The sequence below is a fragment of the Pseudomonas sp. NPDC086581 genome (genome assembly GCF_044746165.1).
Taxonomy (GTDB): Bacteria; Pseudomonadota; Gammaproteobacteria; order Pseudomonadales; family Pseudomonadaceae; genus Pseudomonas.
The window spans coordinates 283204-297135 of sequence record NZ_JBIVBR010000005.1 but is presented as its reverse complement, the minus strand read 5'-3'; the positions used below and the strand labels follow the sequence as shown (position 1 = coordinate 297135).

At 66.8% G+C, this 13932-nt stretch carries 10 protein-coding genes; 7 read left to right on the top strand and 3 right to left on the bottom strand.

What is annotated here, in order from left to right:
* Positions 1-30: 30 nt before the first annotated feature.
* Positions 31-2880, top strand: a complete 2850-nt coding sequence (locus ACIPK7_RS12910; protein WP_401088113.1) for a valine--tRNA ligase — start codon at positions 31-33, stop codon at positions 2878-2880.
* A 61-nt stretch (positions 2881-2941) separates the two neighbouring features.
* Here the strand turns inward: ACIPK7_RS12910 and ACIPK7_RS12905 are convergent, their stop codons facing one another.
* Entirely contained in the window at positions 2942-4846 is a 1905-nt protein-coding gene (locus ACIPK7_RS12905; RefSeq protein ID WP_401088111.1) for a M14 family metallopeptidase, read from the bottom strand.
* Between the two features lie 250 nt (positions 4847-5096).
* On the opposite strand from ACIPK7_RS12905, the gene ACIPK7_RS12900 reads away from it, so the two are divergent.
* The 5 genes from ACIPK7_RS12900 to rlmF all read left to right on the top strand — a co-directional run bounded on the left by ACIPK7_RS12900 (position 5097) and on the right by rlmF (position 10667).
* Positions 5097-6752, top strand: a complete 1656-nt coding sequence (locus ACIPK7_RS12900) for a thiamine pyrophosphate-binding protein (protein ID WP_401088109.1) — start codon at positions 5097-5099, stop codon at positions 6750-6752.
* Between the two features lie 111 nt (positions 6753-6863).
* Positions 6864-8693, top strand: coding sequence for an SLC13 family permease (locus tag ACIPK7_RS12895; protein WP_401088107.1), 1830 nt, complete (start codon positions 6864-6866; stop codon positions 8691-8693).
* Positions 8694-8727: 34 nt separating this feature from the next.
* On the top strand, positions 8728-9024 hold the full coding sequence (locus tag ACIPK7_RS12890; RefSeq protein WP_192435236.1) for a helix-turn-helix domain-containing protein: 297 nt from the start codon (positions 8728-8730) through the stop codon (positions 9022-9024).
* Between the two features lie 10 nt (positions 9025-9034).
* The gene (locus ACIPK7_RS12885) at positions 9035-9613 is read left to right on the top strand and encodes a VTT domain-containing protein (protein WP_192435238.1); all 579 of its coding nucleotides are present in this window, start codon (positions 9035-9037) and stop codon (positions 9611-9613) included.
* Positions 9614-9665: 52 nt separating this feature from the next.
* Positions 9666-10667 (top strand): 23S rRNA (adenine(1618)-N(6))-methyltransferase RlmF, encoded by a 1002-nt coding sequence (gene rlmF / locus ACIPK7_RS12880; protein ID WP_401088104.1) that lies wholly within the window; start codon positions 9666-9668, stop codon positions 10665-10667.
* 125 nt (positions 10668-10792) lie between these two features.
* Here rlmF and ACIPK7_RS12875 read toward each other — a convergent pair whose 3' ends face one another.
* The gene (locus tag ACIPK7_RS12875; protein ID WP_401088102.1) at positions 10793-12316 is read right to left on the bottom strand and encodes an MFS transporter; all 1524 of its coding nucleotides are present in this window, start codon (positions 12314-12316) and stop codon (positions 10793-10795) included.
* Positions 12317-12474: 158 nt separating this feature from the next.
* On the opposite strand from ACIPK7_RS12875, the gene ACIPK7_RS12870 reads away from it, so the two are divergent.
* Complete coding sequence (locus ACIPK7_RS12870) at positions 12475-13365, top strand: LysR family transcriptional regulator (protein WP_401088100.1); 891 nt, start codon at positions 12475-12477, stop codon at positions 13363-13365.
* Between the two features lie 12 nt (positions 13366-13377).
* Here ACIPK7_RS12870 and ACIPK7_RS12865 read toward each other — a convergent pair whose 3' ends face one another.
* Positions 13378-13920, bottom strand: a complete 543-nt coding sequence (locus tag ACIPK7_RS12865; protein ID WP_401088098.1) for a hydrolase — start codon at positions 13918-13920, stop codon at positions 13378-13380.
* Positions 13921-13932: the final 12 nt, after the last annotated feature.

Genomic DNA, 13932 nt, shown 5'->3' with positions numbered 1-13932 from the left:
GTCTAGCCTTATCAGGGTCCCGCCGCGCTCATGGACAAGACCTACCAGCCCCACGCCATCGAATCCCACTGGTACCCCCTGTGGGAGAAAGAGAACTACTTCGCCCCGCAAGGTTCCGGCGAGCCGTACACCATCATGATCCCGCCGCCGAACGTCACCGGCAGCCTGCATATGGGCCACGGCTTCAACAACGCCATCATGGACGCGCTGATCCGCTACCGCCGCATGCAGGGCCGCAACACCCTGTGGCAGCCAGGCACCGACCACGCCGGCATCGCCACCCAGATGGTGGTGGAGCGCCAGCTGGCCGCCCAGGGCATCGCCCGTCATGATCTGGGCCGCGAGAAGTTCCTGGAGAAGGTCTGGGAGTGGAAGGATCAGTCCGGCGGCACCATCACCCGCCAGATTCGCCGCCTGGGTTCCTCCGTGGACTGGTCGCGCGAGCGCTTCACCATGGACGAAGGCCTGTCCAACGCCGTGAAGGAAGCCTTCGTGCGCCTGCACGAGGACGGCCTGATCTACCGCGGCAAGCGCCTGGTCAACTGGGATACCAAGTTCCACACCGCCATTTCCGACCTCGAAGTAGAGAACCACGACGAGAAGGGCCACCTCTGGCACCTGCGCTACCCGCTGGCCGACGGCAACAAGACCGCCGACGGCAAGGACCACCTGATCGTCGCCACCACCCGCCCGGAAACCATGCTGGGTGACAGCGCCGTCGCCGTCCACCCGGAAGACGAGCGCTACGCCGCGCTGATCGGCACCTTCATCGACCTGCCGCTGGTAGGCCGCCGTATCCCGATCATCGCCGACGACTATGTCGACCGCGAGTTCGGCACCGGCTGCGTGAAGATCACCCCGGCCCACGACTTCAACGACTATGAAGTCGGCAAGCGCCACGACCTGCCGCTGATCAACATCTTCGACAAGGACGCCGCCGTCCTCGCCGTCGCACAGGTGTTCAAGCTCGACGGCAGCGTCAACGCCGAGCTGGACGCCAGCCTGCCAGCCGCTTACGCCGGTCTCGACCGCTTTGTCGCGCGCAAGCAGATCGTTGCCGACTTCGAAGCCGCCGGCCTGCTGGAGAAGATCGACGACCACGCGCTGAAAGTGCCCAAGGGCGACCGCTCCGGCACAGTCATCGAGCCGTGGCTGACCGACCAGTGGTACGTCTCCACCAAGCCGCTGGCCGAACCCGCCATCGCCGCCGTGGAAGACGGCCGCATCCAGTTCGTGCCCAAGCAGTACGAGAACATGTACTTCAGCTGGATGCGCGACATCCAGGACTGGTGCATCAGCCGTCAGCTGTGGTGGGGCCACCGCATCCCGGCCTGGTACGACGACGCCGGCAACGTCTACGTCGGCCGCAACGAAGCCGAAGTCCGCGCCAAGCACAACCTGGGCGACGCCAACCTGCGCCAGGACGAAGACGTACTGGACACCTGGTTCAGCTCGGGCCTGTGGACCTTCTCCACCCTCGGCTGGCCGGAACAGACCGAATACCTGAAGACCTTCCACCCCACCGACGTGCTGGTGACCGGCTTCGACATCATCTTCTTCTGGGTTGCGCGCATGATCATGCTGACCATGCACCTGATCAAGAATGGCGATGGCACCGCGCAGATCCCGTTCAAGACCGTCTACGTCCATGGTCTGGTGCGCGACGGCCAGGGCCAGAAGATGTCCAAGTCCAAGGGCAACGTGCTCGACCCGCTGGACATCGTCGATGGCATCACCCTCGACGAGCTGCTGGAGAAACGCACCAGCGGCATGATGCAGCCCAAGCTCGCCGAGAAGATCGCCAAGCAGACGAAAGCCGAGTTCCCCGAAGGCATCGCCAGCTACGGCACCGACGCCCTGCGCTTCACCTTCTGCTCGCTGGCTTCCACCGGTCGCGACATCAAGTTCGACATGGGCCGCGTCGAGGGCTATCGCAACTTCTGCAACAAGCTGTGGAACGCCGCCAACTTCGTCATCGAGAACACCGATGGCAAGGACACCGGCGTGAATGGCGAGCCGGTCGAGCTGTCCTCGGTGGACCGCTGGATCATCTCCGCCCTGCAGCGCACCGAGATCGAAGTCGCGCGTCAGCTCGACGCCTTCCGCTTCGACCTGGCCACCCAGGCCCTCTACGAGTTCATCTGGGACGAGTACTGCGCCTGGTATCTGGAACTGGTCAAGCCGGTACTGTGGGACGAGAACGCGCCGATCGAGCGCCAGCGCGGCACCCGCCGCACCCTGGCGCGCGTGCTGGAAACCGCACTGCGCCTGGCACACCCGTTCATGCCGTTCATCACCGAGGAAATCTGGCAGCGCATCAAGGGCGCCGCCGCGAAGTCTGGTGACACCCTGATGCTGCAACCCTGGCCGATCGCCGACGAGGCGAAGATCGACGCCGCCGCCGAAGGCGACATCGAGTGGGTCAAGGCCCTGATGCTGGGCATCCGCCAGATCCGCGGCGAGATGAACATCTCCATGGCCAAGCGTATCGACCTGGTGCTGAACAACGCCTCCCCCGAGGACCACCGCCGCCTGGCCGACAACGAGCCGCTGCTGATGAAGCTGGCCAAGCTCGAGACCATCCGCGTGCTGGACGAAGGCGAAGAGCCGCCGATGTCCGCTACCGCGCTGGTCGGCGACCTGCAGGTACTGGTGCCGATGGCCGGCCTGATCGACAAGGCTGCCGAGATGGCGCGCCTGGACAAGGAAATCCAGCGTTTGGAAGGCGAAGTCAAACGCGTGGGCGGCAAGCTGTCCAACGAAGGCTTCGTCGCCAAGGCCCCGCCGGAAGTGATCGAGAAGGAACGCGCCAAGCTCGCTGAAGCCGAGCAGGCCGTGACCAACCTGATCCAGCAGCGCGAGAAGATCGCCAGCCTTTAAGGCCTGGGACGGTAAAACAACGGCGCCCTCGGGCGCCGTTGTCATTTCTGCAGGTCGGGCTTCAGTACACCGCCCCCACCGGGTACACGTAGGCATTCACGTCATGGAACGGCGTGCGCTCGAAGAACCACTGCAGCCGTGCCTGGGCGTCCTTGGCGAAGGCCTTGTCGTCCTTGAGCTTCTTCTCGAACTCGGCCTTCAGCTTCGGGTCTTCGGCGAGCATCTTGCGCGCCATCGGCTCCATCACGTATTCCTCCGGCTCCTCGGCCACCACCAGGGTCGAGTTGAAGAAGCCCCAGGACCAGAACGAGTCCGGACTTTCCGCCGTCAGCAAGTTGACCGCCAGCACGCCCAGCGGCTGGTCGGTGTCGATCACCACCGAGCCTGCCGGGTAGGTCTGCAGGCGCTGGAAGGGTTTGCCGACGCCACTGACCAGCAGATGCCCCTCATAACCGGGAATCTCGTTGGTGGCCGCGCGATCAGGCTCGAAGCCACCGGCCAACTTGATGTTATCCATGCGGTACAGGGTCACCTCGATGGGCGTCGCCTTGTCCAGGGTCTTCATCTGGATGCCGTGGGACTTCAGGCGCGCGATCACCTCGCTCCACTGCACCGGCACCACGTATTGCTTCGGCCGCTTCACCACCAGGTCCGGCACCGAGTTGTCGGTGACCGGCACGTTCAGCTGCTTGGGCTTGTTGCTCCAGACGATGGTTTTCTTGCCGGTGATCGGCGACTCCTCGTAGCGGTAATCACCCACGGTGAACGGCGTGTGCTGGGCATCGCCCGGCTTCCAGGTAAGGATCACCTCCTTCTGCGCCGCCAGCCGTTCGCGGTCCTTGCCAATGGCCTGTTTCAGCGAATCGGCGTTGTCGCCGATCACCTGGAACATCGCCTTGAGCATCACGTAGTTGCCCAGCACCTGGGTTTCATACGGATGCAGCGCGTGCTGCTCGATGAGGATCGACGGCACATTGCGGATGTCGCCGTACTGGTTGGAGAAGCGCGCCAGGTCGGTGCGATAGGGGTAGTAGCCCTGGGTCGGGTCCTGGTTGTCGTTGAAGCTGATGCACTCGTGGACCACATGCCCGTCGCCTTCCAGCTCCTTGTACACCGGCGGCCGCATGACCTTGTCCATCCACTCGCTGGAAGCCGGCGACCAGCCGTTGCCGTTGTGGCAGTAGGAGCTGTCGTAGGGGTACATGGCGCCGTCGGTGGAATGGGTGTCGGCGAAGAAGCTCAGGTCGTACTGGTTGAACACCGAGGCAACGTTGCGGATCTCCGCGCTGTCGAGCTTGGTGAAGTCGCGGTTGAGGTTGTAGTTCAGGCCGTTCACGCGCCAGCCGGTGACCTCCGGGCCGTTCTGGTTGATCCGCCCGTAGGGGCTGCGGCGCAGGTCGCCGTCGATGTTCACGGTGGGGATGAAGAGGATGTTCACCTTGTCCAGCAGCGCGGCCAGCGGCTTGTCGCCGGTGGTCATGTCGCGCAGCAGCATGAACATGGCGTCCTTGCCGTTGGCCTCGCCGGGGTGGATTTCCGCTTCGACGAAGATCGTCGGCTTGCCGGACTTGTTCAGCCCCGCTGCCGACTTGTCCGCCTCGCGGCTGGCTGTCACCAGCAGCATAGGCTCGCCGGTGGCGCTGTTCTCCGGCAGGTCGCTGAGGATGATGGCGCCGCCGGAGGCATCGGCCAGCTTCTGCAGCCAGGCGCGGGTCTGGTGATAATCGGAGGTCTGCTTGAAGCCGGTGGATTCGGCCAGGGTGATCAGCGGGTTGTCGGCCTTGGCGATGTACTTCGTGCTGGTGAGCTTCTGCTCGAACATCGCCGGGAGGATGCGGGTTTTCGCGGCGGCGCTGTAGCCGCTGTCATCGACGTACCCCGGCGCCGAAGGCAGGGCAGCATACAGGGGCAGGCTGGAGGTGGCGAAGAAGCCGGCGAGCAGTGCTCGGGACGAGAGGTGGTACATGGGAGGTTCTCCTTTTGCAGCAAAATCGTCCTGCGGACGCGTCTGCGTCCGTGCATCAACCATAGACAAACATCGGGAAATGCCAGCGCGGTTCGTCGTCGCGCCCGCTCTGGCATGCACCTCCCTCGAGCCGCCGTTCATTCCCCGGAGGAATGACCTTGCGAAGAATGCTCGCTTGGATCACCGCGCCGGTTCGCCGAAGATCAGCGCACAGCTGCACCCTGCTCCCCTGCCAAGGAACCCCACGCCCATGTCCGATACTCCGGCCCGCAACGGCGGCCAGATCCTCGTCGATGCCCTGCTGCGCCACGCGGTGGATACCGTCTACTGCATTCCCGGCGAAAGCTACCTGCCGGTACTCGATGCGCTGCATGACGCGGCCGCCATCCAGACCATCGTCACCCGCCACGAAGGCGCCGCCTCGAACATGGCCGATGCCTACGGCAAGCTCACTGGCCGCCCAGGCATCTGCTTCGTCACCCGCGGGCCGGGCGCGACCCACGCAGCCAACGGCGTGCACACGGCGATGCAGGACTCGACGCCGATGATCCTCTTCATCGGCCAGGTGGAAAGCGCATTCAAGGGCCGCGAAGCCTTCCAGGAAGTGGACTATCGGCAGATGTTCGGCGGCCTGGCCAAGTGGGCCACCGAGGTCGACGACATCCGTCGCCTGCCCGAGATCGTCGCCCGCGCCTTCCGCGTCGCCCAGTCCGGGCGGCCCGGCCCGGTGGTGATCGGGCTGCCGGAGGAAGTGCTGTTCGGCTCTGCACAGGTCGCCGACGTAGCGCCGACGCCGATCACCCGAGCAGCGCCAAGCGCCGGTTCGCTGGCCGAACTGCGCGAGCGCCTTAGCCAGGCCCGGCGCCCGCTGCTGATCGTCGGCGGCACCGGCTGGACGCCGCAGGCCTGCGCGCAGGTTCGCGCCTTCGCCCGCGCCAACCGCCTGCCGCTGGTGGCCTCGTTCCGCCGCCAGGACCTGATCGACAACCGCGACGAGCAGTACGCCGGCCAGCTCGGCTTCGGCGCCTCGCCCAAGCTCACCGCCCGCGTGCAGGAAGCCGACCTGCTGCTGGTGCTTGGCTCGCGCCTGAGCGAAACGCCGACCGCCGGCTACACCCTGATCCAGAGCCCGCGCCCGCTGCAGCAAATGATCCACGTCTACCCTGACGCCAGCGAGCTGGGCCGCGTCTACCAGGCGGACCAGAGCATCCAGGCCGGCATGCCGGAGATCGCCGCCGCCCTCGCCGGCCTCGCTCCGCTCGCCGAGACGCCCTGGGCCGAATGGACCGCCGCCGCCCGCGCCGATTACCTCAGCTACATCACCCCACCGCAGAACGCAGAACCGCCACAGGGCGTAGACCTCACCCAGGTCGTCCAGTACCTGAACGAAACGCTGCCGGATGACGCGGTCGTCAGCAACGGCGCCGGCAACTACGCCGTCTGGGTGCACCGCTTCTACCGCTACCGCGCGCCGCGCAGCCAGCTGGCCCCCACCAATGGCGCCATGGGCTACGGCTTCCCTGCCGCCATCGCCGCCAAGCTGCGCGAACCGCAGCGCAGCGTGGTGTGCTTCGCCGGCGACGGCTGCTTCATGATGTACCCGCAGGAGCTGGCCACCGCCGTGCAGTACGGCGCGGCGCTGACCGTCATCGTGGTCAACAACGGCATGCTCGGCACCATCCGCATGCACCAGGAGCGTGAGTACCCCGGCCGCATCAGCGCAACCGAGCTGCGCAACCCCGACTTCGTCGCCCTCGCCCGCGCCTTCGGTGCCCATGGCGAGCTGGTGGAGAGAACCGAGGATTTCGCCGCCGCCTTCGAGCGTGCCCAGGCCAGCGGCAAGCCGGCGCTGATCGAACTGCGCACCGATCCACAGCAGATCACCCCGGTCGCACGGCTGCCCTGAGGACTTCAAGCATCCCCCGCAGCAGCGCAGGCTTCGCTAAGCTGCACCGGGTCAAGGCATTGCGCCCGCTCCTGCGGGCACAATGGCGCCGGGAAATCGCTAGGGAAGCGCATGAGTCTGCAACTGATCTGGGTCCTCGCCCTGCTCGCCACCGCCGTCGGGCTGTTCGTCATCAACCGTCCGCGCATGGACGTGGTCGCCCTGCTGGTGATGGTCGCCCTGCCGCTGTCGGGCATCCTCAGCGTGCAGGAATCGCTGGCCGGCTTCGCCGATCCCAACGTCATCCTGATCGCCGCGCTGTTCGTCATCGGCGAAGGCCTGGTTCGCACCGGCGTGGCTTACCGCATCGGCGAATGGCTGACCCGCCGCGCCGGCGCCAGCGAGACGCGCCTGCTGGTGCTGCTGATGCTCGCCGTGGCCGGGCTTGGCTCGGTGATGAGTTCCACCGGCGTGGTCGCCATCTTCATTCCGGTGGTCCTGAGCATCGCCGCGCGCCTGCACGTATCACCGCGCCGGCTAATGATGCCGCTGAGCTTCGCCGGGCTGATCAGCGGCATGCTCACCCTGGTCGCCACCGCGCCCAACGTGGTGATCCACAGCGAGCTGGTGCGCGAAGGCTCGAAGGGCTTCGGCTTCTTCAGCTTCACGCCGTTCGGCCTGGTGGTGCTGGTGCTCGGCGTCGCCTACATGCTGGTGGCGCGCCGCTGGCTGGGCGATGACGACAGCGATGCCGGGCAGAACGTCAAGCGTCGCACCCTGGGCGACCTGATCCGCGACTACCAGCTCGCCGGCCGCGAGCGCCGCCTGCGCATCCGCCACGATTCACGGCTGGTGGGCATGAGCCTGAGCGAAGTGGAGCTGCGCGCCCGCGCCGGCACCAACGTGGTGGCCATCGAGCGCACCGCGCATTTCCGCATGAAGATCCTCAGCCCCAACGCCAACATCCAGCTCCAGGCCGGTGACGTGCTGCTGGTGGATATCTTCGGCGAGCGCACCGACCTGCTGGGCCTCTACCACGAGTACGGCCTGGAGCCGCTAAGCCTGCAGGGCGACTACTTCAGCGAGCGTTCCCATGAGGTCGGCATGGCCGAGGTGACCCTGCCCCCGGAGTCCGCCCTGCTGGGCAAGAGCGTGCTCGACCTGGAGTTCCGCAGCCAGTTCGGCCTCAACGTGGTCGGCCTGCGCCGCAACCGCGAAGCCGTGGTGGACGGGCTGCTGGAAGCCAAGCTGAAAGTCGGCGACACGCTGCTGGTGGTCGGACCGTGGAAGGACATCCGTCAGTTGCAGACCCGTGGTCGCGACTTCCTCGTGCTCGGCCTGCCGATGGAAGTGGACGAGGCTGCCCCCGCCGCCAGCCAGGCGCCCCATGCGCTGTTCAGCCTGGCGGTGATGGTGATCCTGATGGTCAGCGGCCTGGTCCCCAACGTCATGGCTGCGCTGATCGCCTGCCTGCTGATGGGCGCGTTCCGCTGCATCGACATGGACAGTGCCTACCGCTCCATCCACTGGCAGAGCCTGCTGCTGATCGTCGGCATGCTGCCCTTTGCCCTGGCGCTGCAGAAGACCGGCGGCATCACCCTGGCGGTCAATGGCCTGGTCGGCGCCCTTGGCGGCGCCGGGCCCTACGCCATCCTCGCCAGCCTGTTCGTGCTGACCGCGGTGATCGGCCTGTTCATCTCCAACACCGCCACCGCCGTGCTCATGGCGCCGGTCGCGATCGCCACGGCCAAGGCCCTGGGCGCCTCTCCGGAAGCCTTCGCGATGATCGTCGCGCTGGCCGCGTCGGCCGCCTTCATGACGCCGATTTCCTCGCCGGTGAACACCCTGGTGCTGGGACCGGGACGCTATCGCTTCGCCGATTTCGTCAAGGTTGGCGTACCCTTCACGATTCTGGTGATGATCGTCAGCGTTGTGCTGGTACCCTGGCTGCTGCCGCTGTAGCCGCCCATTACAAGATCGCCAAGGAATCGTCTCGATGGAAGTGAGCAAGACCAAAAGCAGTTTCTACCGCCGCCTGTATGTCGCCTGGCTGATCGACAGCGGCACTGCCACCAGCGTCCCGGCGCTGATGGACGCCACCGGCATGCCCCGGCGCACCGCCCAGGACACCCTGGCCGCGCTGGCCGACCTGGACATCGACTGCGCCTTCGAGCAGCACGACGGCGAGCGCAACAACGCCGGCCACTACCGCATCCGCGACTGGGGCGCCATCGATCCGCGCTGGATCGCCGCGCACCTGCCGAAGATCAAGGACATCCTGCAGTACCCCTGAGCCCGCCCGTATGCTTGCCGTCCCACCCGCCCTCTGGCGCTTGCGCCGACTGTTCCTGCTGGTCGCCTTTGCCGTGGTGCTGGTGCTGCTGTACCGCGCCAGCGGGCTGCACGAGGAGTTCAGCCTCGACTACCTGCGCAACGAGCTGACCGACCACCGCCTGCGCGGCCTGCTGCTGTTCGTCGGGCTGTTCGCCCTGGGCAACCTGCTGCACATCCCCGGCCTGCTGTTCCTCGCCGCCGCCGTGCTGGCCATGGGCAAGCTATGGGGTGGGCTGATCACCTACTGCGCGGCGGTATTCTCCTGCGGCTTCACCTTCCTGATCGTGCGCGCCGTCGGCGGCAATGGCCTGCGCCTGCTGAACAACAAGCTCACCCGCGCGGTGTTCAGCCACCTCGACCAGCGCCCGGCGAGCAGCGTGTTCCTGCTGCGCCACGCCTTCATCACCTCGCCGACGCTGAACTACAGCCTGGCTCTGTCGGGCATCGGTTTCTGGCCCTACATGCTCGGCACCCTGCTCGGCCTGCCGATTCCGCTGCTGCTCTGCTGCCTGCTGTTCGACCGCCTGGGCAACGTGCTGCTCGGCTGACGCGCCCATCTGTGGGAAAATCGCCCACCGCCTCCCAGCCCCGCGCACCCTCATGTCGAAAGCACCCAGACCGCCCAAACGCCCCGCCGCCCAGGCAAAGCCTGCGCAGGCCCTGCGCGACCCTGCCGCCAAGCGACCGAACCTGCTGCACCCGCGCAACCGCCACCAGGGGCATTACGACTTCCCGGCGCTGATCGAGGGCTGCCCGGAGCTGGGTCGCTTCGTCATCACCAACCCCTACGGCAAGCCGAGCATCGATTTCGCCAGCCCCGAGGCGGTGCGCGTGTTCAACCGCGCGCTGCTGAAAGCGCAGTACGGCATCGGTCAGTGGGACATCCCCGCCGGCTTCCTCTGCCCGCCGATCCCTGGCCGCGCAGACTACGTGCACTACCTGGCCGACCTGCTCGCCGAGGAAAACGGCGGCGGCGTGCCGCGCGGGCCCGAAGTGCGCGTGCTGGACATCGGCGTTGGCGCCAACTGCATCTACCCGCTGATCGGTCACCGCGACTACGGCTGGCGCTTCCTCGGCTCGGACATCGAGCCGGCCGCCCTGGCCTCCGCCCATGCCATCGTCAACGGCAATCCGGGCCTCGCCGAGGCTATCGAGCTGCGCCAGCAGCACGAGCCCAAGCACATCTTCCGTGGCCTGCTCGGCGCCGACGAGCGCTTCGACGCGACCCTGTGCAACCCGCCCTTCCACTCCTCGCCCGACGAAGCCAGCAGCGGCAGCCGGCGCAAATGGAAGAACCTCGGCAAGCTCGACCCGTCGCGCCAGCTGCCCAAGCTGAATTTCGGCGGGCAGAGCAACGAGCTGTGGTGCGAAGGCGGCGAGATCGCCTTCCTGCGCAAGCTGGCGGCGGAAAGCGCCGAGGTCGGCCAGCAGGTCCGCTGGTTCAGCTCGCTGGTGTCCAAAGCCGGCAACCTGGACGACTTCCGCCGCGCACTGAAGAAGGCCGGCGCCCTCTCCATCCGCACCGTAGACATGGCTCAGGGACAGAAGCAGAGCCGCTTCGTCGCCTGGACCTTCCTCGAACCGGAACACCGCCGCTACTGATTCACACCGCCATCCCGCGGACAACGGTTCGGCGGATAACCGCAAGCGGTTATCCGCCCTACGCCTCGCGCCAAGCACAACCGTAGGGCGCATAATGCGGCACGCGTTATGCGCCGCCAACGCGCTCAAGTCTCGGCGGCGAGTACCGGCGCGCGTTCCCGACCCAGCAGCAGGAACACCAGCCCGGCGACCATGAAGGTCACGCCCGCCAGAAGCTCCAGCACCCGGCTGAACACCGCGACGTAATCGCTGCGCAGTTGCTCTGGCGCCAGCTGCGGCAACTGCTCGACCACGGCCGCCAGGTTGCCGATGGCCAGCTGGTTGGCGCTCATCAAACGCTCCGCCGTGGCCAGACCCAGTGGCTCCAGTTGCGCCGCGATCAGGGTCGCCAGCAAGGCGCCGACCACGGCGATGGCCACCGCATCGGCGGACACCCGCACGGTGTTGAAGATACCCGTCGCCATGCCAGCACGTTCGCGCTCGACCACGCTCACCGCCAGACCGTCCATCAGCCCCCAGGGCAGGCCGATACCGATGCCGATCACCAGCAGCGGTGCATCCGGCGCAATACCCACCTCCAGGTTGCGCGCCAGCCAGAGCAAGCCTCCCGCGACGATCAGCAGGCCGATCGCCGAGAGGCTGCCAGCACTGAAGTGTTTCGCCAGCAGCGCCGCCAGGAAGGGCACCACCAACAGCGGCACCGACAGCGCCAGCATGGTCCAGCCGGCCTGCAGCGCGCCCTGCCCCTCGATACCGATGAAGCGCCCCGGCAGCAGCACGATCAGTACCACGTAAGCGAACGCCGGCGATGCGCCCAGAAGTTGCACACCGACGAAACGCCACTGGCTGAACAGCGACAAGTCCAGCAACGGCCGCTCCACACGACGCTCGACGGCAACGAACACGACCAGCAATACGCCGCTCAGCACCAGCGTGGCGATTACCGGGAAGCTAGCCCAGCCCTGCTCCGGCGCCAGCAGCAGGCCATAGGTAAACAGGCTGAGCGCGGCGGTGAAGCTCAGCGCGCCGGACCAGTCCAGGCCGCGCGCCTGCGGGTCGCGCGTCTCGCGGCAGTAGCGCACGACCACCGGCACCGAGGCCAGCGCGCAGACCGCCGGTACCAGGAACACCCAGCGCCAGCCCGGCCCGTCGGTGAGCCAACCGGCGAGCAGTGGACCGAACGCCAGGCCGACGCCAAAGGTGGTGCCCAGCAGGCTGAACACCCGCGTGCGGATCGGCCCGTCGAACTCCTGCGCCAGCGCCGCCATGGCGGCGGCGAAGGCCGCCGAGCCACCCGCGCCCTGCACCAGGCGCAGCACGTCGATGGCCGCCACCGAGCCGGCCAGGGGGATCGCCAGGGTGGTCACGCAGAACAGCGCCAGGCCGACCAGCCAGATGCGCTTGCGCCCGTAAACGTCCGCCAGGCTGCCGGCCGCCATCATCGCCGCGCCGTAGGCCAGCACGTAGCCGTTGACGATCCAGTTCAGCGCCACCGCCGAGCCGCCCAGCTCATGGGCAATGGCCGGCAGCACCACGGCCGGGCCAGTGAAGCACAGGGGAATCAGCACCGCCGTCAGGCTGGCGGCGAGCAACAGCAGCCAGCGCGAGGCCTCGGATCGGTTTTCGGGGAGGTCGTGGGAAGGGCTCATGGCAGGTCCGTAATCAATCAAGGAAGACCCGTGCCACGCTAATCAACCCGACATTGAGGAAAAACAGGCTAGGATTCCGAACATAACGGACATCAGCGTCCGCAATCGATTACCCATCACGCGGCACAATAGCTGCCCGCCCGCACGGATACCTGTCCATGGACAGCCTCAACGGTCTGCGTGTCTTCCTCCAGGTGGCCGACACCCTGAGCTTCGCCCAGGCCGCGCGCCTGCTCGGCCTCTCCGCCTCGGCGGTGGGCAAGAGCATCGCGCGCCTCGAAGAGCGCCTGGGCGTGCGCCTGTTCCATCGCAGCACCCGCAGCCTGAGCCTCTCCAACGAAGGCCAGCTGTTCCTCGAACGTTGCCGGCGCATCCTCGATGAGCTGGAAGCAGCGGAGCAGGAACTGGCGCTGTCCACCCAGCAGGCTCGCGGCCGACTGAAGATCAGCATGCCGCTGGTGGCTGGGCTGCTGCCGCAGGTGCTGCCGGAATTCCTCCGCTGCTACCCGCGCATCCAGCTGGACATCGACTTCACCGACCGGCTGGTGGACGTCATCGAAGAAGGCTTCGATCTCGTGGTGCGCGGTGGCGAGCTGCGCGACTCGCGGCTCAAGGCGCGCAAGCTGGGCGATTTCAGCCTGCTGCTGGTCGCCTCGCCCGGCTACCTGCGCCAGTACGGCAGGCCGCGGCGTCCGGCGGACCTCACCCAGCACCTGTGCCTGCACTACCGCTACCCGAGCAGCGGGCTGGTGCAGCGCTGGCCGCTGCAACTCGCCCCCGGCGAAGCAGAACCACGCCTGGACGGCGGGCTGATCTGCAACACCGCCGACATGCTGATCAATGTCGCCAGCCAGGGCATGGGCATCGCCTGCCTGCCCGACTTTGCGGTGCGCAGCGCGCTGAACGACGGCCGGCTGGTGCAGGTGCTGAGCGAAAACACCACACACCTGGGCAGCTTCCACGCGCTGTGGCCGGCGGGCCGGCGCATGTCGCTGAAACTGCGGGTATTCCTCGACTTCCTCGGCGACCGGCTATTCGTCACCCGCTGAAGGTTGAACCGATCAGCGAATGAACTGCTTGCTGATCTCGCGGAAGACTTCCGTCCCCGCACGCTCCATCCACTCGAAGGCGACCATCTCCCGCGAGACGATCACCGCGCCCGCCTGACGCATCCGTTCCAGCGCCAGCGCCTTGTCCTGCGGGCGACGGGAGCCAACGGCCTCTGCCACGACAAACACCTCGCGGTCCTCGGCCAGCAGGCCCAGCACCGTCTGCAGTACGCAAACGTGGGCCTCGGTGCCGCACACCACGAACTGCCGGCGATCACCGCCAGGCAACTGCGACAAGCCGGGATCAGCGACGGCGGAGAAGGCGATTTTCTCCAGTACTTCGCCATCTCGAAGCTCATCGCGCAGCTCCGGCACGGTCGGCCCAAGCCCCTTCGGGTACTGCTCGGTGGCCAGCACCGGCACACCCAGACGCCGCGCGATGGCCAGCAGCCAGCCGCTGTGTTCCAGCACCGATTCAGTGTCGTGAATCGCCGGGAACAGGCGTTCCTGAATGTCGATGATCAGCAGGGTCGATGCGCGCGCCTGAAGTAGCATGGCCAGTCCTCC